The sequence below is a fragment of the Streptomyces sp. NPDC059696 genome (assembly GCF_042733745.1).
Lineage (GTDB): Bacteria > Actinomycetota > Actinomycetes > Streptomycetales > Streptomycetaceae > Streptomyces.
The window spans coordinates 26,464-51,854 of record NZ_JBHWFG010000046.1; the positions used below are offsets into that span (position 1 = coordinate 26,464).

Genomic DNA, 25,391 nt, shown 5'->3' on the forward strand with positions numbered 1-25,391 from the left:
ATGCGGAAGATACTCGTCGTCGGAGCCGGTCAGTCCGGGCTCCAGATCGCCCTCGGCCTCCAGTCACAGGGCTACGAGGTCACCCTGATGTCCAACCGGACGGCGGACGAGATCCGCACCGGCCGGGTCATGTCGACGCAGTGCATGTTCCACACGGCTCTGCAGCACGAGCGCGATCTCCAGCTGAACTTCTGGGAGTCCCAGGCCCCGAAGATCGAAGGACTCGGCGTCTCGGTCGCCGCCCCCGGTTCCTGGTCCGAGGGCCCCGCCGCCCGGGCCATCGACTGGCTGGGCAGGCTCGACGGGTTCGCGCAGTCCGTCGACCAGCGCGTGAAGATGGCCGGCTGGATGGAGACGTTCGCCCAGCGCGGCGGGCAGCTCGTCATCCACGGCGCGGCCGTCGGCGACCTGGACTACTTCTCCCGCACCTACGACCTGGTGCTCGTCGCGGCCGGCAAGGGCGAACTGGTCCAGATGTTCGGCCGTGACGTGGAGCGCTCCCCGTACAGCGAGCCGCAGCGCGCGCTGGCCGTGGCGTACGTCCACGGCATGGGCCCGCGCCCCGAGCACCCGGGCACCGAAGCGGTCCGCTGCAACCTCGTGCCCGGCGTCGGCGAGCTGTTCGTCATGCCGACCCTGACCACCTCCGGCCGTGCCGACATCCTGTTCTGGGAGGGCATACCCGGCGGCCCGCTCGACGTCTTCAACGGCGTCAAGGACCCCGCGGAGCACCTCTCCCTGACCCTGGAACTCATGGAGCGGTACGTCCCCTGGGAGTACGCGCGGGCCACCAAGGTCGAACTGACCGACGCCGGCGGCACGCTGGCCGGCCGCTACGCCCCGACCGTCCGCAACCCCATCGGGCGTCTGCCCGGCGGCGGTCTGGTGCTCGGTGTCGCCGACGTGGTCGTGGCGAACGACCCGATCACCGGGCAGGGCTCCAACTCGGCCTCCAAGTGCGCCGCCGCGTACCTCTCCTCGATCGTCGAGCACGGCGACAAGCCGTTCGACGAGGAGTGGATGCGCGCCACCTTCGACCGCTACTGGAACACCGCCCAGCACGTCACCAAGTGGACCAACGCGATGCTCGCGCCGCCGCCGGAGCACATCCTGAACCTCATCGGCGCCGCCGGTGAGCTCCAGCCGGTCGCCGACCGCTTCGCCAACGGCTTCGACAACCCGGCCGACTTCGAGAACTTCTTCTACGAGCCGGAGAAGACGCAGGCCTACCTCGCCGAGGTGTCCGGCGCCGGGGCCGCGTAACCGTCGTAGCCCTCGTCGGATCCGTCCGTGGCACCCTCGGGGAGCTCCGGCGGCCGGTAGCGCCGCAGGGGCTCCCCGTCCGGGTCCGGTCGCACGGCACCCAGGACCGGGTTGGCCGCGATCGGGGAGACCTTGACCCGCGCGCCCGGCCGGGGTGCCTGGACGACCAGGCCGTCGCCGAGGTACAGCGCGACGTGTGTGGCCTTGCGGAAGTACACGACCAGGTCGCCGGGGCGCAGCTCGTCCAGCGGGATCCGCTCCAGGCGCCGCCACTGCTCCTGGCTGGTCCGGGGCACGGGCGTCCCCGCCTCGGCCCACGCCCGTGAGGTCAGCCCCGAGCAGTCGTACGACCGCGGGCCCTCCGCGCCCCACTCGTACGGCTTGCCGAGCTGCCGCAGGGCGTAGCGCACGGCACGGCTGCCTTCGGCGGACGGGGGGCGGGTGGGAGTCCCGCTGTCGTCGCCGGCTTTGTCCTGGCCGGCTTTGTCTCCGGCGGTGTTGATCTTGCCGCGCTTGCCGTACTTGCCGTACTTGCCGTTCTCGCTGTTCGTGGTGTTCTTGCCGTCGGCGTCGGCGTCGGCGTCGGCTTCGGTTTCGGCCTCGGTCTCCGTTGCCGTTTCGGCTTCCGCTTCCCCGGCCTCGCCGGGGCCCAGTGCGCCCGACGCCAGGAACTCCTGCTGCGCCTTCGCGATGCCCTTCCGCTCGAACTCGGCGAGGTCGGTGAGCTGGTCGCGGCTGAGGGAGGCGAGCAGTTCCTCGACGTCGTGCAGACGCGCGCGGACCTTGTCCCGCTCCTTCTTGCGCCGCTCGGCGAGTGCGAGCTGCCGGTCCAGTGCTGTGCGGGCCTTGCGCGCCAGCTCGTGGGCCTTGCGCTCGTCGCCGGTCAGCCTGCCGATGGTGTCGGCCCGCTCCCGCGCCAGCCGGCCGATCACATGGCCCTGCTCGATCGCGTGCTGCGGGTCGCGGGCCAGCAGCAGCCGCACGTACGGCGAGATGTCGGTGCTGCTCTGGTACTGCTGCCGGGCCAGCCGGCCGGCCGCCCCCCGGCTGTCGTGCAGGGAGAGCCGGGCGCGGGCGAGGGCGCGGTCCACGCGGTCGGTCTCGGCGCGCTGCTCCGTGAGCTTCTCCTCGGTGGCGTTGTAGGCCTCGGTGGCCTCCTCGGCCTTCCGGTACAGCTCCTGAAGATCCGTCAGGAGAGCGGCGACCTCCTGCTGTTCCGTGTCCGGCTCGGGCGCGGCCGTGGCCGGGACGGGTGCCAGGACGGTTCCGGCCGCCGTCGCCGCGATGCAGACCAGACGCAGCAGCTTTCCTGACATGCCATCACCTCCGTTGCGGGGGCGGCGTGGTGCCGCCGGACACCGTGAGGATCAGGCGTGTGCGTGCGGTGCGCGCGGTGGGTGTGCGCGGTTCGGCGCAACCGGGTCACCCGTCGGCGTCGTCCGGCTTGCCGGGCGGCGTGGCGGCTGGCTTCGACCAGGGCCAGTTGAGCCGGCGGGGCGGGACGCCCTCGGGGGCGTACGTGTACTTCCAGCGGTTGGACAGGCCGGCCTTGCCCGGTCCCCGGGGGACGCGGCGGTAGACCAGGACGGTGTCCGGCCCGCCGTCGGGGTCCGGAACGGGGATGCGGTACGTCTTGGGCGGGTGGCCGGTGATGCCGAGGAGGACGGGCAGGACCCTGCCGTCCATGGGGCCGCCCTCGAAGGGGGTCTCTTCGCTCTTCACGGGATCAGTCTCGGACATCCCCGGCGAGGGCCCGGACCAGCGCGTCGGTCTGCGGGTCGCGGCGGGCGGTCACCGTCAGCATGGCCACGAACTGCTCGACGAGCCAGTCGCGCAGCTCCTCGGCGGGGGGCTGCTTGTCCTCGTCGAGCCAGATGAGCGACGAGGCCTCCACGGCGGTGATCCACATGCGGACGGTCATGCGCAGGCGCGGGCCGGGGTCGGAGACCATCAGGTGCCTGAGGATGTGCTCGGCGGCGACCCGCCGTACGCCGTCGACGATGGCGGTGGTGCGGGAGGTCTCGACGACGCTGCCGCCCTGCAGGAGGGCGCTGAAGCCGGTGTCGTGCTGGTCGACGAAGGTGAGGTAGCGGTCGAGGGCGCGGGACAGGCGGGGGAGGAGCGGGCCTTCGCGGGGTTCGTCGAAGCAGTGCTGGAGCTCGTCGGCTGCGGAGCGCAGGGCGGCCTCGTAGAGCTGTTGCTTGCCGCCCGGGAAGTACCGGTACACCAGGGGCCGCGAGACGCCGGCCGCCTCCGCCACGTCGTCGAGGGACACCTCCTCGGGGGCGCGGTGGGCGAAGAGGTTCAGCGCGGATTCGAGCAGCTGACTGCGGCGTTCCTCGACGCTGAGTCGCCGGTAGGCGGGGGTGGGGGCGGCTGGTGTCATGCCTCGCAGGGTAATCGGGGGGCCGGGGGCTGCGTAGCGGTGGCCGGGTGTGTGCCTTCGCCTTCGCGTGGGGTGGGGGTCGGGGCCGCGCCGGGGGGTGTCCGTCCTCGGAACGGCGCGCTGGGGCCCGACGCCGACCGACTCCCCGTTGACGCGCCAGCCGCCGCGGGCGGACACCCCCCCGGACACGGCCCCTTCCCGCCGTACGCGGGTGCGGGAGCGGCGTGGCTTACGCCAGCAGGCCCGACGACTTCCACAGGCGCCGGCCGACCCCGCGCAGCACTCCGATGTCGTCGAGGAAGTCGGTCAGGCGCTTGGAGCCGTTCTGCATGACCTCGCGGCGGTGGCCGCTCGCGCGGACCTGGGCGAGGGCCTCCCGCTTGTCGAGGCCCACGTTCGTGTAGACGTCGGGGTTCACGAAGGCCACCGAGAAGACGCGGGCGAACTCGCCGGAGGTGATGCGGGTGAACTCCTGGGACCACTTGGGGGCCGTCACCATCTGGCGGCGGAGTTCCTCGCGGGCGTAGCGGACGTGGCGGGCCTCCTCCACGACGTGGATGCGGGTGACGCCTCGGACCAGGGTCTGGACGCGCTCGTCGGGGAACGTCAGACGCTGCATCCAGTCGAGGACCTCCTCGCCCAGCAGGGTGGCGGTGAAGGAGCCGGGGGTGGTGGAGATGGTCTTGAACAGGCGGCCCAGCTGCTGGTGGGCGCGGCTGACCGGGTACCAGGGCGTGTCGCCGTGGGAGATCAGGCGGGCGAACATCTTGGAGTGGCGGCACTCGTCCTCGATCTCGGTGAGTGCGTAGCGGACGTGTGCGCTCGTCGCCGCCTTGTCGTAGATGTGCCGGACGAGCAGCTGCATCAGGATGATCTCGAACCAGATGCCCAGGGAGGCCAGGGCCGCCGCCTCGTGCTGGGAGAGCAGGATGCGCTGTTCCTCACCCATGCGCTTCCACAGCGGGGTGTCGTAGAGCGAGACCAGCTCCGGCGGCCAGAACCACTTGCCCTCCTCGAAGGGCGCGTCCCAGTCCAGCTCCTTGTCCGGGTCGAAGGAGTGCTTGGCGGAGGAGTCGAGGAGCCGTTGGGCCACCTGCTCCCGGTCCTTCAGCAGGCCGAGGGCGTCGCGCAGGCCGTCGAGCGCGTCGGCTTCCGTCAGGGTCGTCATGGCTGCCCACCTCGTTGTGCACACGTCACTGATGTACTTATGAGACTGCTTGTCAGCAAGCTCGTCAATCCCCTGCGCGCTACTTGTTGACCCCGTGTCTACCTCGTGTGAGCCTGCGGGCATGCCGAGCTTCGACCTGTACGCCATGGAACCGGAAGAGCCCGTACGACAGGTGCCGGCGAGCGGCGCGGCCCGTTTCAACTGGGAGTACGACGACGGCCGCGCCCGCCTTCTGGCCCTCTATCAGAAGGGCAAGGACAAGCAGTGGGACGGCCAGAAGCGCATCGACTGGGAGCTGGAGGTGGACCCCCGCGATCCGCTCGGAACCCCGGACGAGGCGATGTCCCTGTACGGGACCAGGCACTGGGCCAAGCTGAACGAGAAGGACAGGGGCGAGCTGCGGCAGCACTACGCCTCCTGGCAGTTCAGCCAGTTCCTGCACGGCGAGCAGGGCGCCATGATCTGCGCCGCGCGGATCGTCGAGTCCGTCCCGGATCTGGACGCGAAGTTCTACTCCGCGACCCAGACCATGGACGAGGCCCGGCACGCCGAGATCTACGGCCGCTTCCTGCACGAGAAGATCGGGATGCTCTACCCGATCAACGACAACCTCCGGTCCCTGCTGGACGACACCCTGCGCGACGCCCGCTGGGACATGCCCTACCTGGGCATGCAGGTGCTGATCGAGGGCCTCGCGCTCGCCGCCTTCGGCATGATCAGGGACACCACGGACAAGCCGCTGCCCAAGCAGATCCTGGCGTACGTCATGCAGGACGAGGCCCGGCACGTGGCCTTCGGGCGGATGGCCCTGCGCGACTACTACCGGCAACTCACGGACGCCGAGTTGCGGGAGCGCGAGGAGTTCGTCATCGAGGGCTGCTACCTCATGCGCGACCGGCTACGGGGCGTCGAGGTGCTGGAGAACTTCGGCATCCCCAAGGCCGAGGCGGAGGAGTACAGCGAGCAGTCCGAGTTCCTCACCCTCTTCCGCAAGCTGTTGTTCAGCCGCATCGTCCCCTGCGTCAAGGACATCGGCCTGTGGGGCAAACGCCTCCAGCAGGCCTACGTCGACCTGGGCGTCCTGGAGATGGGCGACTCCGACCTCGACCTGCTGATGTCCGAGGACGAGGAGATCGCCGAGAAACTGGACGCCCAGCGCTTCGCGGCGGAGGAGAGGGAACGGGTGGCCGAGGTACGCGGGGCGATCGACGCGGGGCGGGCGGCCGACGGCTGAACGGCCGTCAGAGGGCGCAGCCCAGACCCTCCGGCACCTCGCCCAGCAGCGGCGTCGCCCCCTGGGGCGGGAACGACGTCCGCAGGGTGAACGCGTACGGCGTCGGGCCGTGCGTACGCAGGTGCAGCACGCGGGACTCCGCCTCGGCGACCGTGGGCCGGTGGCCCGCCGGGACCCACCACAGGGCGACCATCGCCTCCCGCACACGCTCGAACCACTCCCGGCGGCGAACGAGCATCTCCCGGTGCCGGCCCTGGTACATGTACGCGGTCAGGGCGTCCGTGTCGCGCCACACGGACATGTTGATGATCAGCCACGAGTCGCCGAACACGGGAACGTCCGTGGCGTCGTCGCCCCCCTCGCCCTGCAGACGCCAGACGAAACCGTCGGCACCGTCCGCGTCCGCGTTCACTGGGTCGAGGCTGTCGACGAAGTCCTTCAACTGCGGGGAGTCCAGTGGGGCCTTGAGGCGGCCGAGGTTGACCTGGGCGAGTTCGTACGCGGCGGGCTCAGTCATGAACCGAACGGTAGGTCGGGTGCCCGGCGGCGCGGTAGCCCCGTCTCATCAGCCGGGCGCTCAGTGCGACTTCAGTACCGCCTCCATCACCGCCCGGGCGATCGGCGCCGCGTCGCCGCCCCCGCTGATGTCCCCGCGGTCCGCCTCCGCGTCCTCCACCACGACCGCCACCGCCACCCTCGGGGCCAGATCGCGCGCACCCTGCGCCCAGGAGACGAACCAGGCGTAGGGGATGCCCGAGTTGCCCAGGCCGTGCTGGGCGGTGCCGGTCTTGCCGCCCACCTTGGCGCCGCGGATCGCGGCACCGCGCCCGGTGCCGTTCTCGACCGCGTCCCGCATCATCGCCCGCAGCCGGACGGCGGTGGACGGGTACATCGCCTGGCGGATCCCGCGCGAACCGGCCGTCGCGAGGGTGCTGCCGCCCGGCCGGGTCGTGCGCTCCACCAGGTAGGGGTCCCGCACCTGGCCGCCGTTGGCTACGGCCGCCGCGACCATCGCCATCTGCAGCGGCGTGGCCCTGGTGTTGTACTGGCCGATCGAGGACAGGGCCAGCTGAGCCTTGTCGAGGGTGGTGTCGAACGTCGACCGGGCCACCGGGAACGGGATCCGCAGCTCCCCGTTGTTGAAGCCGAAGGCGTGTGCCGTGGCCGTCATGCCCGCCACGCCCACCTCCACACCGAGCTTGGCGAACACCGTGTTGCAGGAGAACGTGAAGGCCTCGCGCACGGAGGCGTCCGCGCAGCCCTTCGAGGAATTGGTCAGCCGCGTCCGCGTGCCGGGCAGGCGGTAGGGGTCGGGGGAGTCGGTCGGCGCCTCGAGATCCGTGACCACACCGGCGTCCAGCGCGGCGGCCGTGGTGACCACCTTGAACGTCGAGCCCGGCGGATAGGTCTGCCGCACCGCCCGGTTGAGCATCGGCTTGTCCTTGTCCGCGGTGAGCCGCGCCCAGGCCCGGGCCGCGGCCGAGCCGTTTCCGGACAGCGGCTGGGGATCGTACGACGGGGCGGACACCAGGGCCAGGATCCGGCCCGTCGACGGCTCCACCGCGGCCACCGCGCCCTTGCGTCCCGCCAGCCCCCGGAACGCGGCCTGCTGCGCCTGAGGCAGCAGCGTCGTCACGACGTCCCCGCCCGCGTTGCGTGCCCGGGTGAAGTCGTTCCACAGCGGGAACGGCGCGAGCATCGGATCCGCGCCGGACAGCACGCCGTCCTCGGTGCTCTCCAGGAGCGTCGTCCCGTACAACTGGGAGGCGAAGCCGGTGACCGGGGCGTACAACGGGCCGTTGGCGTAGGTCCGTTCGTAGCGGAGGTGCTCGCGGGTGTCCCGGGAGCCGGTGACGGGGCGCCCGCCCACCCAGATGTCCCCGCGCGGCTGCTCGTAGCGGGCGATGTCCGGTCGCCGGTTGGCCGGGTTGCGGTCGTACGACGGGGCCTGGACGACCTGGACCCGGGCGGCGTTCACGAGCAGTGCCACCAGCAGCAGGGCGCAGAAGTACCCGGCGTGCCGGATGTGCCGGGTCACCGTGCGTCCTGCCCGTCGTAACCGCGCCGGGCCGAGTCGCTCACCCGGACCAGCAGCGCCACGATCGCCCAGTTGGTGACCACCGACGAGCCGCCCTGCGCCAGGAACGGCATCGCCATGCCGGTCAGCGGGATCAGCCCGGTCACCCCGCCCGCGATCACGAACACCTGGAGCGCCACCAGTGAGGCGAGGCCGACCGCGAGCAGCCGGCCGAAGGGCTCGCGCTGCGCGAGCCCGGCCCGGAAGCCGCGTTCCACCAGCAGTCCGTAGAGGAGGAAGACGGCGCTGAGGCCGGCCAGGCCGAGTTCCTCGCCCGCGGTGGCCAGGATGAAGTCCGACTTCACGGCGAAGCCGATGAGGAAGGAGTGGCCGAGTCCGAGGCCCGTGCCGAGCACGCCGCCCTCCGCGAAGGCGAACAGCGACTGCGCGAGCTGGTTCGCGCCCTCGCCCGCCTCGATGGAGGCGAAGGGGTGCAGCCAGGTCTCGATCCTGCTGTGCACGTGCGGTTCCAGCCGGCCCACGGCGATTGCACCCAGCGCGGCCAGCAGCAGCCCCACCGCGATCCAGCCGGTGCGGCCGGTGGCGACGTAGAGGAGCACCACGAACAGGCCGAAGAACAGCAGCGACGTGCCGAGGTCGCGTTCCAGGACCAGCACGCCCACACTGACCAGCCAGACGGTGACGATCGGGCCGAGGACGCGGCCGGTGGGCAGCTGGAGCTTCCAGACCCGGCGGCCGGTGTAGGCCAGCGCGTTGCGGTTCGCCGCCAGGTACGCGGCGAAGAACACCGCCAGCAGCACCTTCGCGAACTCGCCCGGCTGGATGGAGAACCCCGCGATCCGGATCCAGATGCGGGCCCCGTTCACCGCCGGGAACAGGATCGGCAGCGTGAGCAGGGCCAGGGCCGCGACCACGCAGACGTACGTGTAGCGCTGGAGCACCCGGTGGTCCCGCAGCAGCAGCACGACCAGGATGAACAGGGTCACGCCCAGCGTCGACCACACCAGCTGGGCCGGCGCCGCCCGGTCGCCCGGGGTCTCCAGGTCCAGCCGGTAGATCAGCACCAGCCCCAGCCCGTTGAGCAGCACCCCGATCGGCAGCAGCAGCGGGTCGGCGTACGGGGCTCGCAGGCGTACCGCCAGGTGGGCCAGCAGAGCCAGCACGCCGAGGCCGGCACCGTAGCCGGCGGCGCCGGGCGGCAGCGTCCCGTGGCGGGCGAGACCGACCGCGCAGTAGCCGTACACCGACAGCAGGACGGCCAGCACGATGAGGGCGAGTTCGATGCCCCGGCGCCGGGGGAGGCGGCGGACGGCGGGCGTGGGCGGGTCCGCCGTCGCCACGGTGATTCCGGCCTTGCTCATGTCCGGAACCTACCCAAACAGTGCGTCTTGTGCTTCTCTTGTGCTTCTTTGGGTGACCGAATGTCAGCACCAGCGTGGCGCGGGGCCGATGTTGTCGATGTACCGGGCCGCGCCCCAGGCCCAGGTGCCGTCCGTCAGCAGGTACCAGAGCGGGTTGCCCTGCACGGTCTCGCCGCCCGTCTTGCAGAAGATGCTGACGACGTCGCCCCGATGGGCGTACCGGATGATCTGCGAACCGCGGTTCGGGGCGCTGCGCAGAGCCAGCGTGCTCGCCGTGACGACGCCCCTGTAGCGGCCCTGGTTCTGCCCGCCGTTCCCGCCGTTCCCGCCGCTCGGGTCGTGGTGGCCGCTGCCGCTCCAGTTGCCCGGGTCGCCGGTGCCGCTTCCGTTGCCGCCGCCGTTCCAGCTGTCCTGGCCGCTGTTGCCGTTGCCGCTGCCGTTCCAGCTGCTCTGGCCGCTGTTGCCGTTGCCGCCGTTCGGGTCCCGGTCGTCCTGCGCGGCGGCGGCAGGGGTGATGGCGGCCGCGGCGGCGAGGAGTCCGGCGGCGGCTGCTATGCAGAGGCGGAAGCGCAGGGACATGGGGGATACCTCCATGTGGGGGTGAAAGTGCCGAAGCTGACTAATCGCCACATTAGGAGCGGGCTGCGGGTGCCGCCCCCCACGCTGGGCCAGAGGAGGACGCCCTGCGGACCCTCACTCCGCCGCCAGTGTCAGGGTGGCCACCGCGCCGCCCTCCGGCGCGTTCGCGAACTCCAGCCGCGCACCCAGCACCTCCGCCTGGCCGCGCGCGATGGTCAGCCCCAGCCCGTGCCCCCGCGCACCGCCCTCCGTGCGGAACCGCTGCGGGCCGTGCGCGACCAGGTACTCCGGGAACCCGTCCCCGTGGTCGCGAACCGTCACCACCGGACCGTCCACGGTCAGCACCACCGGCGCGCGCCCGTGCTTGTGCGCGTTCGCCACGAGATTGCCCAGCACCCGCTCCAGCCGCCGCCGGTCCGTCTCCACGGACACGTCCCGCACGACCCTGACCTCCGTGCCGCTCCCGGCCGCCCGCACCGCCCGCTCGGCCAGCGGTCCCAACTGCTCGGTGTCCAGCTCCAGCCGCTCCCGGCCGGTGTCCAGCCGGGAGATCTCCAGCAGGTCCTCGGTGAGCGTGCGCAGCGCCGCCACCCGGTCGCGCACCAGCTCCGTCGGACGGCCCGGCGGCAGCAATTCCGCCGCCGCGTGCAGCCCGGTCAGCGGCGTACGCAACTCGTGCGCGACATCCGCCGTGAACCGCTGCTCGGCCTGCAGCTTCCCCTGCAGCGACGCCGCCATGGAGTCCAGCGCGGCGGCGACCGCGGCCACCTCGTCCTGCGGACTGCCCTGCGTACGCGGGCCCGTGCGGGGATCGTTCACCCGGGCGTCCAGGTCGCCCGCGCTGATCCGCCGGGCCACCCGGGCCGTGGTGTGCAGCCGGCGCGTCACCCGCGTCACCGCGAACGCCCCGACCAGCAGCGTCGCCCCGATGGCCAGGCCCGACGACCACACGATCGCCCGGTCCAGACCCGCGATCGTGCGGGCCTGCTGCGAGTAGTCGACCGCGACGGCCAGCGCCCGCCCGCCGTCGACGGGACCCGCCGCCCACATCGTGGGGCGTCCCTCCCGGTCGGCGACCATCGTGCCGCGGTCCCCGGCCACCGCCAGTTCCCGCAGCCGCCGGGGCAGCCCGGGCGGATCCACCCCGGCGCCCCGCCACAGGGTGTCCCCGGCCTCGTAGCGCTGCGTCGCCTGCGTCAGCCGCTGCAACGCCTGGTCACGGGCCTGGCCGACGGTCTGGTTCGTCACCTGCACGTGCACCAGGACGCCCAGCAGCGCCGCGAGCGCGCAGCACATCACGGTGATGAAGGCGGCGGCCTTCGCGGCGAGCGTCCCGGACCACGGGGGGAGTACGGGCCTCATCCGCCGCTCGCCGAGGGGGAGAGGGTGGCCGAGGGGGAGAGGGTGGGTGAGGCGGGGGTGGAGTGGCCGGGCGAGGCGGACGGGGGACCGCCGGCGGAGGACGAGGGGTGCCGGGAGTGCGGGCGCGTACCGGTGCGCAGCATCTCGTCGTGGGTGAGCAGCATGGCCTTCTGGTCCCGGTCCCAGGTCCACTGCAGGCGGTACTCGTAGCCCGCGACCTCCGACGGCGAGCGGATCACCAGGGAACGCCCGGCCAGCTCGACACCGCTCAGCGCGTCCTCCCAGGCCATCACCTGCACCAGCCGGTGCTTGTCGACGGTGTAGACGCGCACCGCCGTCGTCTTGCCCGGCAGCAGCGGGAAGCCCAGCGTCAGGTCGTCGTGCCCGTCGCCGGTCAGGTCCCGGTAGTACGGCCTGAGCACCGGGCACTTCCCGTGCCCCGGGCCGCGGCCGCAGTCGGCCATCTCGCGCTCGGTGTCGCGGTAGGGCGCCTTCGGGCCCTCGAAGTCGCCCGGGTTCCGGGCGACCTCGGCCCGGACGATCCGGACCGGGTCGACGCGGCGGATGTCGTCGCCGGGCACCTTCACCCCCTTGACCACCTCGGTGTCCACCTCACCGATCTCGAACGCCGGGCTGGAGGCGGGCGTCAGCTCCGGCCAGAGCCGGGCCGGCCCCTGCGCCGTAGGGGTCGACCCCGCGCCCTCCAGACCGCCGGCGTCCCCGCAGCCCACGGCGGCGGCCAGCAGCAGGGCGACGACGGTCAGGCGGCGGGCGGCCTGTCCGGGGCGGCTGAGGGGCACTGCACTCCTGGCGGTTCGGATCCACGGGTGATCACGGCGGACTCACGTCGGGCATACGGCCGGCGCACGACCGACACGTGGCGGCCGTACCACCGGCGTCCGGCGGACGCACGACCGAGGCGTGGCGGACGTACCACCGGCGTCCGGCGGACGCACGACCGAGGCGTGTTGCACCTCCGCAGGACGTACGACAGACGTCCGGCGGACACACGACGGACGCGACGACCGGCCGCCTACACCTTATTCGCGGGGAAGTCCCATTTGCGCGAGAGGGGGGCCCGTGTGCGTACATCCGTACGGCGTCCCGCTACTCCGTGAGCTCCTCCAGCAGCCGGGCCGTGGCCAGCCCGGCCCGCAGATACTCGACGAACAGGTCGTTGTGCAGCGCCCACGGCGAGCGACGGGCCCGGATCAGCCGGATCGCCGCCTCCGCGGAGCTGCCCTGGCGCATCAACGCGTGCGCGACGACGAGACCGGAGCGGTTGTACCCGTGGAAGCAGCGGACGAGGACCCGCCGGCCCTCCTCCAGCGCCTCGCACGCGGCCTCGGCCAGCCGGATCACCCCGGCGAGCTGCGTCCCGTCCAGCGGCCCGTCGGGGATGGGCCACACATGGTGCCGGACGCCCGGATCGGGCCCGTGGCCCGGCAGCCGCAGCAGCGTCTGCACGAGATCGAACTCGTCCCGTACGACGGCGAACTCCAGGTGCCCCAAAGCCCCTGTGTACTCGTGACCGCCCATCCAGAGCCCGGGAACGACCTCGCTCCACGGACTCTCCGGGGCGGGGACGTCCGGCTTACTGCGGGTACGCAACGGCGCCTCCCCACCATGGCCGCCCGAGGGTCCGCGGGCTGCCTGCCCAACTCCTCTCCAAGGTAACCGGGTTCTTGCCCCCGCAGCACCCCGCCTGTTCCCATGGACTGGGGTGATGGTGCATGAACGGACTGCGCGTCATACCGACCTGGCGGCACGGCCGGGAGCGGCTGTACGTCTGCCTCCCGGACGGCCGCCACATCGCCTGGTACGACCGTGAGGCCGCCCGGGTGAACCTGCTCGGCCGGGACCGCGAGGACGACGTCCTCAGGGCTCTGGGGCCCTTCATCACCGGCCCCGTGACGGTGGGGGCGCCCCCGGTGCCCACCCCCGCCGAGCTGGCCCGCCTCGCCCTCCACCCCGACGACGACCTGGCCCCCAACCGCCCCGGCGAGACCCTCCTCGTCGCCCTCGACCGCGACCCCGGCCCCGCCCACCGGCTGCGCCCCGACCCGCGCCGCAGGGCCCTGGCGGCCGAGCAGACGATCGGTGACGCGCTGGACCGCCTCGACGGCGCGGGCTGGCACACCCTGCACTCCGTGCCGCTTCCCGGCGGCGACCGCATCCACCACCTGCTGATCGGCCCCGGCGGCCTCTACGCCGTCCACGCCCTGCACGCCCGCAAGCAGCGCGTCCGGGTCGCCGACCCCATGATCACCCTGGGCCGCCGCGACCCATACCCCCTGCTGCACCGCCTGCGCACCGACGCCGAGCGCGCCACCCACGCCCTCACGGCGGAGGTCCGCCCCGTGCTCGCCCTGGTCGACCCGGCCGCCCTGACGATCCCGACCGCACCCCGTGAGATCCACGTCCTGACGGCGGCGGAGGTGGAGGGCCTGGCACGGCGGGGCGGGGTGCTGAAGCCGGCGGACGTGGAGGCGCTGCACGCGATGGCACGCGACCGGAATACGTGGGTGCGGGTGTGAGGCGCGTAGGGGAGCCGGGCGCCGGTCGGGGGCGTGCTTCGGGGCGTGAGCCGCCGGTCGTCCGCTACGGCAGGGTCCCGGCCGCGTCCGCGTCCAGCAGCGGGGCCAGGAGGTCGCCGTGGTCCTGGACCCTCGGGGCGATGTCGACCGCGCGGAAGTCCAGCTGCCCCGGCGCGCGGCACTCCTCGATCTCCGCCCAGGTCACCGGCGCCGAGACGGTCGGCTCCGGGCGGGCCCGGAGGGTGTACGGGGCCGCAGTGGTCTTGCGGGCGGCGTTCTGGCTCCAGTCGACGAAGACCTTCCCCGGGCGCAGGCTCCTGGTCATCCGGTGCAGCGCGAGCCGGGGCATGGCCTTCTCCGCCTCGACGGCGAGTTCCCTGGCGTACTCGGACACCCGCTCGGAGGACGCCCCGCGCACGGCGGCGAGCAGGTGCAGCCCCTTGGAGCCGGAGGTCTTGGCGTAGGTCTCCAAGCCGTCGCGCGCGAGCCGGTCCCGCAGCCACAGCGCGACCTCGCAGCACTGGACGATGCTCGCCGGCGCCCCCGGATCGAGGTCGAACACGATCCGGTCCGCCTCCTCCGGTGTGCCGACGAGCCACTGGTGGGTGTGGAACTCGGTCACGAGGTTCGCCGACCACATCAGGCTCGGCAGATCCTGCACCAGGACCATCCGTGACGGCCCCTCCACCCGGGGCACCTCGGCGGTGGTGACCCACTCGGGCGTACCCGGCGGCACGTTCTTCGTGAAGAACACCTGCCCGTCGGGCCCGTCCGGGTAGCGCAGGAAGGACACCGCCCGGTCCCGCAGATGGGGCAGCAGGACCTCGGCGACGGTCGCGTAGTAGTGCAGCACCTCGCCCTTGGTGAAACCCGTGGCGGGATACAGCACCTTCTCCAGGTTGCTGAGAGCGACCCGTCGCCCCTCCACCTCTGTGATAGGCGCCATACGATAAGAATTCCACGCAAACCATGACGAACACTCCCCAGAGTGACCGGAAGGGTGCTGCACGTGAGATCCATTTGGAACGGCGCTATCTCGTTCGGCCTGGTCAGCATTCCGATCAAGCTGGTGAACGCCACCGAGAGCCACTCGATCTCCTTCCGCCAGATCCACACCGAGGACGGCGGCCGCATCCGCTACCGCAAATTCTGCGAACTGGAGGACCGCGAGGTCACCCAGGGGGAGATCGGCAAGGGCTACGAGGACGCGGACGGCACGATCATCCCGATCACCGAGGAGGACCTGTCGAGCCTGCCCCTCCCGACGGCCAAGACCATCGAGATCGTCGCCTTCGTCCCGGCCGACCGGATCGATCCGCTCCAGATGGACGCCGCGTACTACCTCCAGGCGGGCGGCGCTCCGGCGGCGAAGCCGTACACCCTGCTCCGGGAAGCCCTGAAGCGCAGCAACAAGGTGGCGATCGCGAAGTTCGCCCTGCGAGGGCGCGAGCGCCTGGGCATGCTGAGGGTCGTCGGCGAGGCCATCGCCATGCACGGCCTGCTGTGGCCGGACGAGGTCCGCGCGCCCGAGGGCCTGGCCCCCGACACGAACGTCACCGTCCGCGACCAGGAGCTGGACCTGGCGGATGCCCTGATGGACACCCTGGGTGAGGTCGACCTGGAGGACCTGCACGACGAGTACCGCGAGGCCGTGGAGGAGGTCATCGCCGCGAAGGCCGCCGGCGAGGCCCCGCCGCAGGCCCCGGAACCGGCCACGGGCGGCAAGGTCCTGGACCTGATGGCGGCTTTGGAGAACAGCGTCCGCGCGGCCCGCGAGTCCCGGGGCGAGGAGGCGGAGCACGCCGAGGTGAAGCCGCTGCCGCAGCGCAAGACGGCCCGGGCGGCTCCCAAGCAGACCGGCGGCAAGAAGTCGACGTCCACCGCGAAGAAGACGGCGGCCAAGAAGACCACGGCGGCCAAGAAGTCGACGTCCAAGTCCAGCCAGGGCCAGGGCACGACGAAGAAGACGGCGTCCAAGAGCACAGCGAAGAAGACGGCGGCGAAGAAGTCGACGTCCCGCAAGCGCTCGGCCTGACAGAAGGCCGGGGAACCGGGGCCCCTGAAATCCGGGGGACTGGGAAGCCGGAAGGAACCGGAGGAGACCGGAGGGGACCGGAGGACCGGAGGACCGGAGGACCGGAGGACCGGAGGAGACCGGAGGAGACCGGAGGAGACCGGAGGAGACCGGAGGAGACCGGAGGAGAGACCGGAGGACCGGAGGAGACATGTCGCAGCCCGCGGGCGACGACCGCACCAGCGACGGGCCGGCTCATGACACCGGCGACGCACTCGACGTCCACTTCATCGGTAACGCGACGGTGCTGCTGTCGTACGGCCCGCTGACCCTGCTCACCGACCCGAACTTCCTCCACCGCGGTCAGTACGCCCACCTCGGCTACGGCCTGCTGAGCCGCCGCCTGACCGAACCGGCCCTGGACGTGCACGAACTGCCCCGCCTCGACGCGGTCGTGCTGTCACACCTGCACGGCGACCACTGGGACCGACGGGCCCGTCGGCACCTTGACCACACCGTGCCGATCCTGACCACTCCGCACGCGGCCCGCCGCCTCAGGGCCGTGCACCGCTTCCACCGGACGGCAGGACTGCGCACCTGGAAGGCGCTCACCCTCCAGCGCGACGGCGTCCAGGTCACGGTCACGGCCCTGCCCGGCAGGCACGCCGGCCAGGCGGTGCTGCGCAGGCTGCTGCCGCCGGTGATGGGCAGCATGCTGGAGTTCGGCCCCGCCGGAGGGCCGCCCCGCATGCGGCTCTACCTCTCGGGCGACACCCTCGTGTACGACGGCCTGAACGAGATCGCCGACCGCTTCCCGGCCGCCGACCTGGCCGTCCTGCACCTGGGCGGCACCCGCCTCCCCGGCGGCTTCCTGGTCACGATGGACGGCGCCCAGGGCGCGGAACTGGCCCGCCGCCTCGACCCCCGCCTCGTCCTGCCCGTGCACTACGAGGACTACACGGTGATGCGTTCGCCCCTGTCCGCCTTCCTCGCCGAGGCCGACGCGATCGGCCTCGGCGACCGCGTCGTCCACTGCGGCCACGGCGACCGCATGCACCTGCCGTGCGGTGCGGGGGCGGTGCCGGAGGTGTACTGAGCACTGCCCCTCAGCACGGCCGGGCGACGGACGAACGACCACCGAGGTGTACCGGTCCCGTCGGTCAGGTCGGTCAGGTCGGCCAGGTCGGTCAGGCCGGTCAGGTCGGCCGGATAGGTCAGACAGACAGGTGGGACAGGTCAGGCGACCCGCCTGCCCCCCTGCTCCTCGGACTCGTCCTCCTCGTCCGGCAGATGGACGTCGTCGACGGCGATGTTGACCTCCACGACCTCCAGCCCGGTCATCCGCTCCACCGCGTTGACGACGTTGGTCCGCACGTCGGCGGCGGTGTCGGCGATGGCGGCGCCGTACTCGACGACCAGGTCGAGATCGACGGCGGCCTGACGCTCGCCCACCTCGACCTTCACCCCCTGGGTGACTCCACTGCCCCCGCCCGGCACCCGCTGGCGCACAGCCCCGAAGGCCCTGGTCATGCTTCCGCCGAGGTTGTGCACCTCGGGAATCTCGCGGGCGGCCATGCCCGCGATCTTCGCGACGACGGTGTCCGCGATGGCGGTGTTCCCACGGGTGCCGGCGGCGCCCTTGCCGCCCTGCGACGGCGCCCCGTCCTGCCTGCCCGCTGTGTTCCTGCGCTGAGTGGTCTCGGTCATGACCGTCACCTCGATGGTGGTGAGGGGATGAGCAGCGTCGTTCCTCTCCACCGTAGAACAATGGTGCGGATGGGGCGAAAGTGGCAATTCACCGCCCCTGAACCTCACCCTCCCCGGGTGAGGCCTGCCCGCCTCGCCGTGGGCAGGCTGGGCGTGGGCACGCGGAGAGCGGCCTGCGCCGCCGACCGGGCCCACCCGCGCCGATCGCGCCGGGAACGGAGGACGACCATGACCACGCAGACGTATCTCGCCTACGACTTCCCACTGTTGAGCGCTTTCTGGACGGTGCTCTGGGTCTTCCTGTGGATCATGTGGTTCATCCTGCTGTTCCGGATCGTCGTCGACATCTTCCGGGACGACTCCATGAGCGGCTGGGCGAAGACGGGCTGGCTGGTGTTCTGCTGCGTCCTGCCGTTCCTCGGGGTCTTCGTCTACGTGATCGCCCGCGGCAAGAACATGGGCCGCCGCGAGGCCGCCCAGGCACGCGCCCAGCAGGAGGCGTTCGAGAGCTACGTCCGGGAGACCGCCAAGGGCGGCGAGAACCGCTCCGGCAGCGTCGACGACCTCGCCAGGCTCTCCGAGATCCGAGCCCGCGGTGACATCACGGACGAGGAGTTCCGCAGGGCGAAGGAACTGGTCCTGGCCGGCGGCCACCCCACACCGGACGACTGGAGCACGCGGTAGCGGCCAGGACCGCCCCGGGGCGGAGACCCGGCACCGGCACGCCACCCAATGAACGGGCCACCGGCGGGACGGTGCTCGCGACCACCAGGGACCTGCACCCACACCGGGCCTCAGACCTTCCCCCTGGGGTCCCTCCCGTCTTGCCTTTCACTTCATGGAGCGATACCTGAGCGGAAAGGTCCACCTGAGCAGCGCCGCCTGTCCACTGTGCTGCGCGGACCCCTTACCCGCTGAGCCCTCGGGCCCGATGGCAGCTGCTTCTTTCAGGAGTTGGCTTCACTGGAGGACGCTTCCTCGCCCGCCAGCCACGGCGCCGAAGCACTGCTCCGACAGGTCGGGTCCACGCATCAACAGACCGGCGAGGGCGAGCATTTCAAGCACTCATGAGGGCCGTGTGCGCGAGGGTTAGGCAGTCCCGGCAGAGCGCCTCGGAAGAGATCGCGGAAGCCATGGCTCGCTGACCTGAGACGAGCCCTCAGCTCGCGCACCATCAGCCTGGGCGGCACACGCCTGCACACACGCGAAGACCCCGTCCCAGCAAGCGCTGATGGCGGGGTCTTCGGGCACCTCACACAAGGTGCCCCCGGCAGGATTCGAACCTGCGCACACGGCTCCGGAGGCCGCTTGGCCCTCGGGCAAAGCAGCAGGTCCGAGGTTCACACGCGATCGGTCGGGCGGAGTCAGTCCACGAATGGTCCACGGCTCGCTGGGCTAGCGGGCGGCCTTCGGGTAGGGCTACCAACCTGCACCATGTGCTGCGACCGAGCAGTGAACCGGCGGTCGTGCACCACCCCACAGAGTGGCAGCTCGCGAGCTGAAGTCGGGGGCGCCTTCGTGTTGTCAGTGCACCGCTAGATGCTGGGCAGGTGAAGAGACCGAAGATTGACCACGCTACTGCGACGCTCGAACTGCGCGCATCTGGTGTCGAACCTGTGCAGCAGTATCCAGGTAGAACGTCGATTCCCTTCCTTGTTCGTTGCCTGAAGCCGGGGTGCGAAGGACACGATAAGCCGTTCCGAACATACCTAAGCTCCGTCCGAGCATTAGCGAAGATGGGAAGAGTCGCATGCACGCGCTGTCTAAAGCGAGAGCGAGCCAATCAGCGCAGATCAGAAATGATCAAGCTTGGGCATGTCCTACCCATGGTCGAGGTCGTCGACGCCAGAACCGCAACACGAGCTTGGTGTCTGCGTTGTTGGACAGTCTGTGACCCCGGACCTCGACTCGACAACATTAAGCACGGTCAGGGAGGCTGCGAGCGCTGCGGTGGCAAGAAGCGGCATCCCGAAGGATACGCCAGACAGCTGGCACGAGAGTGGGGGTACCTTCCTGATCCGGCGATCCCCTACCGGAACGATGCCACGAAATGGCCCGGCCACTGTATCGCCAAGGGGCATCGTTGCTCACCAGTGCTCAACAGTAGGTTTCGAAGTGGGCCGTGCGAGGAATGCGCAGAAAACGGCTTCAAACCCGCGAGGCCAGCACTGTTGTATCTAGTCGCGTCACCCCGGCTCGCTGCCGCCAAGATCGGGATATGCGAGGACAGCCCCAAGAACACGAGGCTCGCTGATCACCGCCGGTCTGGTTGGAACGTAGTTGAGACGATGCGGTTCGCAGTCGGTGCTGCGGCTCGCGCTGTTGAGAACGAGGTTGTGCGGTATTGGCGTCGCTCGGGTTTCCCTGTGGTCCTCGACAATGGGCTCGCCTACATCGGCTACACCGAGACGGTCCCGCTGTCTGAGGTCTCCGTAGTGGAAATCTGGACGAGGGTCTGCGCGTCGGCAGGACGAGAGATGCCGTAGCTCAACGGCCTGAATATAGATGAGGCAGACGTCTGTCGGACTCCATAGCAACCGACCGTCGATCCGGTCGAAGAGGGCGACGGCGGATTCAGGACCGTGGGCGCTGACCTCATGTGCCGGGTTCGGATCGAACACGTGCACGGATTTCGACACGGACGTTCCTAAGCGCACCTCTTAGGCCGGCCACTGGGAGGGGCGCCTGGACGCTGGCGGCTGATATGCACGCAAGGCACTCAATGGGCAGGATACGGCACTTCAACGAGCTGTCCGTGAGACGAGCGTGGCAACTATAACAAGCCACTACGTCGAATTTCAGCCACGCACAGTGCGAGAGGTTGATCCACTTTTCACACAGTGCACGTTGTGGGAACATGTCAGCTGCACATGCATCCCAGGGGGGGAGGAATAGTGTCTGTTTCGCTGTTTCCCGGAGTAGGGGCCGGAACGCTTCTTGAGTCGACGCTTCTCGCGGAGACTCGGTCGATCCGCATTGGGGCGATTCATCGTCTCGACTATTCCGAGGCGATCGTTCTGACGCACGACAAGTGGAAGTTCGAGGCTGGCGGTATCCCGCAGTACACCTTCCTCCTGGCCACGGCGCGAGACATCGATGGGGATTCCCATGATGATGACGAAGTGCTGCTGCTGCGCGTAGATGGAACTGCGCCGCTCGCGATGGAATCGGATTTGCATGCAGTCCGAGAGGAAGCGTTGCGGGCTGCATTGTCGAGCAATGGCGACGCATCTCCCTCTGTGGTTCTGGATATTAACCTCGATCCCTTCACCAAGAACCGAGTCTCGTTCACTGGCCTCAGGTGTCGAATCTTGGGCACCTTTTATGAGACCGACATCGACGGTCGTAAGCGACTCGACTTCGGTGCCGACGTCGACAATTTCTATGCCACGTCGACGTATCGAGTCCTGAAGCCGATCGGTGATGGGCTTTCTGAAATCGCCTCGTATCTGAAGCCTTCCGAGAAGGATGTGGAACGTGTGCGAATTGGCGCCGTGCGCTACTCGGCCACGCGTCGGCGCGCTAAGGTTGCAAAACAAGACGACTCAGCCGTGACGGTCAATATCCACGACTTCATCGGCACAAAGACTGGCTTGCTTGGAATGACCCGCATGGGCAAGTCCAACACCGCGAAAATTATTATTGCCCGGACCTTTGTTGTGTCTGAGCGGCGTCGGTCTAATGGTGAAGGGCCGATTGGTCAGCTGATCTTCGACCCGCAGGGTGAGTACGCAAACCCCAACACTCAGGACGGGACAGAGATTGCGGCGATTGGTGAGAAGCACGTCCGTATCTTCAAGTTTGGGGCGGATGGCACGCAGCCGCATGTTCGACCACTGGGTATCAACTTCTTCGACCCGGAACAAGCCGGCGCCGTACAGGGGCTGATCGCCGACAAGCTGCGTTCCGACGGATCGGCTGGCTACATCAACGACTTCGCGGTGACTAGGTTCACGGATGTCCAGGGAAACTTCAGTGAGACCACGCGTGCGCAACGAGGGCGTCTGATTCTTTACGCTTCGCTAATTCGCGCCGGATTCACACTGCCCAAGTATAACGCCGGCACTACATACCCCTTCTCCGTCCTCATCGGCATGAGGGAACCGCTGCGGAAGGCGATAGAGCAGAAGAAGAACAAGAAATTCTTCACTTCGGCAGGTAAAACGACGGTTTCCGTGAAGGGAGCCGACATCCGGGACGTAGTCGATACGATCATCGAGTTGCGTAAGGATGGCGACCCTGAAGCCGAAAACTTCTGTGATGATGTGCGGTGGACGTCTACAGAGCCGATCTATACAGGCCAAACCGGTCAGTCCGGAAACGTCCGAGGATGGCGAAACCTGCTGGATCTGAAGGACTTTCATAACGAGGCGACTCAGGCTGATCCCGCTGAGGAAATCTACGATGAGCTGACCAAGGGAAGGGTCGTCATTGTTGACCTTCATGTTGGGTCTCCGCCGATCGTAAAGACGTTGTCCGAGAACATCACCCGTAGGCTTCTGGCGAAGCAGACGAATGTGTTCACTTCCGGAGACGTTCCGCCCTCGATTCAGGTGATGCTGGAGGAAGCGCATAACCTGTTTTCGTCGGACAAGTATAAGGACGACGCAGATGTGTGGGTAAAGCTCGCGAAGGAAGCAGCCAAGCTGAATATCGGCATGACCTATGCAACTCAAGAAGTTTCAGGAGTGGCGCACCAGGTAAAGGCCAACACTGCGAACTGGGTCGTGGCGCATCTGAACAACACTAAGGAGTTGCAGGAGTTGTCGAAGTTCTATGACTTCGGCGCCTTCGCTCCGGCAATCCTCTCTTCGGAAGACCGAGGGTACGTGCGATTGAAGACATTGTCTTCTCCGTACATCGTGCCGGTTCAAATCGACAAGTATGACCTCAACCTGGTGAACGAAGCTAGGGCGGCGGCTGGCGACTCTCCTCTGGCTCCGAAGAATTAGAAGCGGAAGTGCCATGGGCTACGAAACTGTGAATGGTTCCCCAGAGCGGGCGTCACGTGTAGGTCACACAACTGCAGCGCTCCGTGCCCTTGCTGATAGGGCAAGCTTCTATGTCCCCGCGGATAAAGTGGGAGACGTCAAATGGCTTGTGCCGAAAATCAAGCGTGCTGGGGCGTTCCCGTCACGACCAGAACACCTCACATCGGCGATTGCCATCGATGGGTCTCGGATCACTGAGCGAGTTCGCGATGGGCTTCCGTCCGTCGTGTACGGCTACGCGCAAGCTGCTGCAGCCTACGTCGACTTGGGGGTCATGGAGTTTCAAAGATCTGCCCGCTTCGTTGACCCTGTTGCGATTGAGAAGGCTGTCAACACGGCCCTGGTCTCACTCGACCTACCCGTTGCCGGCGCTTACAGCCGAGCAGGGGTCGGCATCAGCACGTCTTGGAGGGAAAACCTCAACCACATTTTTAGAAGTAAGAAGGTCGAGGTCAACCGGCTTAACCAGTCTCTCCTAGATCTCCTGTTTCTGCTTCATGGACAGCCAGGTAAACCGGCAACTACAGTCCCGGTTAACTGCCCATCCAGCGAGTGCAGTGCCAAGGACGTTGCAGTCTCCTTCCGAGGGGGAAGCTGTCCTTCGTGCAAGGAGCCCCTGTATCCGACCGACGTACTTCGTATTCATGAAGAAGTCACGGAGGAGGGGGCGAACGAATCAGCCCTCGGTCGACTGATGTCTGTGCTGGAGCTGCTCGTTCTCGTCGGGCTGACTAGCCTCCTCTGGGAGCAGTCCCGGAATGAGCTACTGCGTTCCACGCTATTCATCGTGGATGGCCCCTTGGCCATGTATGGACCGCCGGCGAAACTTCGCGGTCGCGCCCAAGAGTATTTCCAAGCGATGACTTCAACAACTCCGGGACACGGACCGTATATCTGCGGTTTGGAAAAGACCGGAGCGATGGTCGACTACGCTCGCCAGCTAGCTCGTCATGATGTACTGGAGCCTGGTGACTTGCTTGTTTGCGATCAGGAAGTAGTCAAGGTCATAACGAACACGGAAAATCCGGCTGCCTACGGAAAAGAGACGTACTGGGGGCGGAAGTTCGTTTACCGGGCAAAAGATGGTCGTATCGTCGTACCGACCGTCATGCCTGAGCGGGGTGCTGCGTACGACGCGGCTGGTGGGCAGCCCGGTCCTGATGGCTACCCAACCCTGCCTGCCATTTTGGACGTCATCGATCGGACAGGGTCCTCCATGTATCAGGATGGAATTATTCCTGTCGCTGTGGCGCACGGTAAGGCTGCGTTCCCGATTGGTGTCGGCACCGACGTGTTGAGGCTGGTGGCGGAGCACAAGCTAGGCTTGGGAAGCGCGTCGACACCGAACCCGTAGCAACGAAGTGGGAGGGGCTGCATGAGCTCGGTTAGTGCTTCAGGTGACTCCGAGATCCGATCCAGCGGACGTAGCTCGCAGCCGCACAATGCCCGCCTTGCAGCGATTCCGAGCGCACCGCGGAGCATCCCTGGTCGGCCAATGGCTAACCTGGAAGTAGGCCAGCTCACGCATCCCCTTGCGATGGGTAGGTACCAGACGCCACTTCGGTATCCAGGTGCCAAGACTGGCTTGTCAAGCCTCATTAGCGAGTTGATTGAGGCTGCGAAGAAGTCTTCCCAGACCAGGAAAGTGGACCTGCTCGTCGAGCCATTTGCCGGAGGAGCCTCTACTTCCCTGCGGCTTGTTGGTGCTGGAGTTGTCAACCGCATTCTTCTGGCTGACGCGGACCCATTGGTAGCAGCATTTTGGCAAGTTGCGGCTTCCGATGCGGAGAATCTCGTAGACAGGATGGCGGAAGAATACTCGCTCTACGTCAGCAAGGGCGGGGTGACTGCCCTGGATCGTTGGGACTTCTGGCGCTCGTGGATTCCCTCGCCTGGCATGACGGAATCGACTGCGCGCTTCGAGACAGCCATGAAGTGTCTATTCCTGAATCGCACTACCTTTTCGGGAATCTTGCACGGAAGTGCTGGACCTATCGGAGGACGTCGACAGGAGTCTAAGTACTCAATAGGTTGCCGCTATAATGTCGATGCACTGGCTGAGCGTATCCGTTATGTCGGCTCTCTGTATGATGCAAATCGCCTGGTCGACGTGTGGTGTAAAGATTGGAAAGACACTCTAGCCGACGTACCGGAATGGTATGCTGATCTAATTCCTGATCGAGTCTTGGCTTATCTGGACCCCCCCTACTTGGAAAAGTCGCAGAAGCTGTACCAGACTTCGTTTGAGCCGCAAGGATACCCGAATGCGCCTGTAGCTGATTTGCAATGGGATGACAATCTTTTGCACTATCGTTTGGCGGATTATCTGAATCATTGCATGCAGTTTAGGTGGATTTTGTCGTATGACGCCAAGCCAGAATTGCTCACGGATTCTGGACTGTATGCAGCGAATCGGATGAGCCCCAATCCGAGCGATAGGGCAATTCTCGGGGTCAGGAACTGGAATATTACAAAACGTGTAGTTACGTTGCGGTACACGGCCTCGGCGCGCCAAGGTCGGGGGGCAGCCGAGGAAATCCTCATCACCACTCTTCCGCCCGCTACCGTTCCACTGAATGATGACTTCAGGTCTGTCGACTGCATACTCAAAAACGAGACTGATAGGCCGAGCTAACGCTTCCTACGAAAGGTCGGCGGAGTCTTAATGACCGAGTCAAGCGGCTGTAGCGGTGTGTGTCCTTGCTGGTGGGCTGGTGGTGAAGGGGCGGTCGTCGCGTAGCAGGGCCCAGA

General features: G+C 68.2%; 22 protein-coding genes and 1 tRNA gene. 9 read left to right on the top strand and 14 right to left on the bottom strand.

The window, feature by feature from the left end; genetic code table 11:
- Complete coding sequence (locus ACFV20_RS33310; protein ID WP_385663834.1) at window positions 1–1,263, top strand: styrene monooxygenase/indole monooxygenase family protein; 1,263 nt, start codon at window positions 1–3, stop codon at window positions 1,261–1,263.
- Here the strand turns inward: ACFV20_RS33310 and ACFV20_RS33315 are convergent.
- From ACFV20_RS33315 to ACFV20_RS33330, 4 genes are all read right to left on the bottom strand, one after another.
- Entirely contained in the window at window positions 1,227–2,579 is a 1,353-nt protein-coding gene (locus tag ACFV20_RS33315; RefSeq protein WP_385663837.1) for an NlpC/P60 family protein, read from the bottom strand. The two genes, ACFV20_RS33310 and ACFV20_RS33315, sit on opposite strands and share 37 nt — an antisense overlap.
- Window positions 2,580–2,685: 106 nt before the next feature.
- Window positions 2,686–2,985 carry a hypothetical protein gene (locus ACFV20_RS33320; RefSeq protein ID WP_385663839.1) on the bottom strand — a complete coding sequence of 100 codons (300 nt, stop codon included), beginning with the start codon at window positions 2,983–2,985 and terminating at the stop codon, window positions 2,686–2,688.
- Window positions 2,986–2,989: 4 nt separating this feature from the next.
- Window positions 2,990–3,649, bottom strand: a complete 660-nt coding sequence (locus ACFV20_RS33325; RefSeq protein ID WP_385663841.1) for a TetR/AcrR family transcriptional regulator — start codon at window positions 3,647–3,649, stop codon at window positions 2,990–2,992.
- Between the two features lie 229 nt (window positions 3,650–3,878).
- Window positions 3,879–4,817 (bottom strand): diiron oxygenase, encoded by a 939-nt coding sequence (locus ACFV20_RS33330; RefSeq protein WP_234848815.1) that lies wholly within the window; start codon window positions 4,815–4,817, stop codon window positions 3,879–3,881.
- A gap of 121 nt (window positions 4,818–4,938) precedes the next feature.
- Here ACFV20_RS33330 and ACFV20_RS33335 point away from each other — a divergent pair, with 121 nt between their 5' ends.
- Entirely contained in the window at window positions 4,939–6,051 is a 1,113-nt protein-coding gene (locus ACFV20_RS33335; RefSeq protein ID WP_385663843.1) for a ferritin-like domain-containing protein, read from the top strand.
- A gap of 7 nt (window positions 6,052–6,058) precedes the next feature.
- Here the strand turns inward: ACFV20_RS33335 and ACFV20_RS33340 are convergent, their stop codons facing one another.
- From ACFV20_RS33340 to ACFV20_RS33370, 7 genes are all read right to left on the bottom strand, one after another.
- Window positions 6,059–6,568 carry a DUF3291 domain-containing protein gene (locus tag ACFV20_RS33340; protein WP_385663846.1) on the bottom strand — a complete coding sequence of 170 codons (510 nt, stop codon included), beginning with the start codon at window positions 6,566–6,568 and terminating at the stop codon, window positions 6,059–6,061.
- Between the two features lie 60 nt (window positions 6,569–6,628).
- The gene (locus tag ACFV20_RS33345) at window positions 6,629–8,089 is read right to left on the bottom strand and encodes a penicillin-binding transpeptidase domain-containing protein (protein WP_385663848.1); all 1,461 of its coding nucleotides are present in this window, start codon (window positions 8,087–8,089) and stop codon (window positions 6,629–6,631) included.
- Entirely contained in the window at window positions 8,086–9,450 is a 1,365-nt protein-coding gene (locus ACFV20_RS33350) for an FtsW/RodA/SpoVE family cell cycle protein (RefSeq protein ID WP_385663851.1), read from the bottom strand. The genes ACFV20_RS33345 and ACFV20_RS33350 overlap by 4 nt, the downstream gene beginning before the upstream one ends.
- Before the next feature lie 63 nt (window positions 9,451–9,513).
- A complete protein-coding gene (locus ACFV20_RS33355) occupies window positions 9,514–10,029 on the bottom strand; it encodes an SH3 domain-containing protein (RefSeq protein WP_385663854.1) in 516 nt (171 codons plus the stop codon).
- Window positions 10,030–10,143: 114 nt separating this feature from the next.
- Window positions 10,144–11,391, bottom strand: a complete 1,248-nt coding sequence (locus ACFV20_RS33360) for an ATP-binding protein (RefSeq protein WP_385663857.1) — start codon at window positions 11,389–11,391, stop codon at window positions 10,144–10,146.
- Window positions 11,388–12,191: a hypothetical protein gene (locus ACFV20_RS33365; RefSeq protein WP_385663860.1), complete on the bottom strand. Its 804-nt coding sequence runs from the start codon at window positions 12,189–12,191 to the stop codon at window positions 11,388–11,390. Before ACFV20_RS33365 ends, ACFV20_RS33360 begins: the two co-directional genes overlap by 4 nt.
- Before the next feature lie 307 nt (window positions 12,192–12,498).
- Entirely contained in the window at window positions 12,499–13,002 is a 504-nt protein-coding gene (locus tag ACFV20_RS33370) for a dual specificity protein phosphatase family protein (RefSeq protein ID WP_234848807.1), read from the bottom strand.
- Window positions 13,003–13,124: 122 nt separating this feature from the next.
- Here ACFV20_RS33370 and ACFV20_RS33375 point away from each other — a divergent pair, with 122 nt between their 5' ends.
- Window positions 13,125–13,928, top strand: coding sequence for a nuclease-related domain-containing protein (locus tag ACFV20_RS33375; protein ID WP_385663864.1), 804 nt, complete (start codon window positions 13,125–13,127; stop codon window positions 13,926–13,928).
- A 64-nt stretch (window positions 13,929–13,992) separates the two neighbouring features.
- Here ACFV20_RS33375 and ligD read toward each other — a convergent pair whose 3' ends face one another.
- Entirely contained in the window at window positions 13,993–14,874 is an 882-nt protein-coding gene (gene ligD, locus ACFV20_RS33380; RefSeq protein ID WP_385663867.1) for a non-homologous end-joining DNA ligase, read from the bottom strand.
- Between the two features lie 54 nt (window positions 14,875–14,928).
- Here ligD and ACFV20_RS33385 point away from each other — a divergent pair, with 54 nt between their 5' ends.
- Complete coding sequence (locus ACFV20_RS33385) at window positions 14,929–15,963, top strand: Ku protein (protein WP_385663888.1); 1,035 nt, start codon at window positions 14,929–14,931, stop codon at window positions 15,961–15,963.
- Window positions 15,964–16,153: 190 nt separating this feature from the next.
- On the top strand, window positions 16,154–17,038 hold the full coding sequence (locus ACFV20_RS33390) for an MBL fold metallo-hydrolase (RefSeq protein ID WP_385663870.1): 885 nt from the start codon (window positions 16,154–16,156) through the stop codon (window positions 17,036–17,038).
- Between the two features lie 140 nt (window positions 17,039–17,178).
- Here ACFV20_RS33390 and ACFV20_RS33395 read toward each other — a convergent pair whose 3' ends face one another.
- The gene (locus tag ACFV20_RS33395; protein ID WP_385663872.1) at window positions 17,179–17,649 is read right to left on the bottom strand and encodes an Asp23/Gls24 family envelope stress response protein; all 471 of its coding nucleotides are present in this window, start codon (window positions 17,647–17,649) and stop codon (window positions 17,179–17,181) included.
- 228 nt (window positions 17,650–17,877) lie between these two features.
- Between ACFV20_RS33395 and ACFV20_RS33400 the strand changes: the two genes are divergently transcribed.
- A complete protein-coding gene (locus tag ACFV20_RS33400; protein WP_385663874.1) occupies window positions 17,878–18,333 on the top strand; it encodes an SHOCT domain-containing protein in 456 nt (151 codons plus the stop codon).
- Between the two features lie 578 nt (window positions 18,334–18,911).
- On the opposite strand, the gene ACFV20_RS33405 is transcribed toward ACFV20_RS33400, so the two are convergent.
- A tRNA-Ser gene (locus ACFV20_RS33405) sits at window positions 18,912–18,970 on the bottom strand.
- Window positions 18,971–20,543: 1,573 nt separating this feature from the next.
- Between ACFV20_RS33405 and ACFV20_RS33410 the strand changes: the two genes are divergently transcribed.
- From ACFV20_RS33410 to ACFV20_RS33420, 3 genes are all read left to right on the top strand, one after another.
- Window positions 20,544–22,601 carry a helicase HerA domain-containing protein gene (locus ACFV20_RS33410; RefSeq protein WP_385663877.1) on the top strand — a complete coding sequence of 686 codons (2,058 nt, stop codon included), beginning with the start codon at window positions 20,544–20,546 and terminating at the stop codon, window positions 22,599–22,601.
- A 13-nt stretch (window positions 22,602–22,614) separates the two neighbouring features.
- Window positions 22,615–23,994, top strand: coding sequence for a hypothetical protein (locus tag ACFV20_RS33415; protein WP_385663880.1), 1,380 nt, complete (start codon window positions 22,615–22,617; stop codon window positions 23,992–23,994).
- A 183-nt stretch (window positions 23,995–24,177) separates the two neighbouring features.
- The gene (locus tag ACFV20_RS33420) at window positions 24,178–25,275 is read left to right on the top strand and encodes a DNA adenine methylase (RefSeq protein ID WP_385663892.1); all 1,098 of its coding nucleotides are present in this window, start codon (window positions 24,178–24,180) and stop codon (window positions 25,273–25,275) included.
- Window positions 25,276–25,391 lie beyond the last annotated feature (116 nt).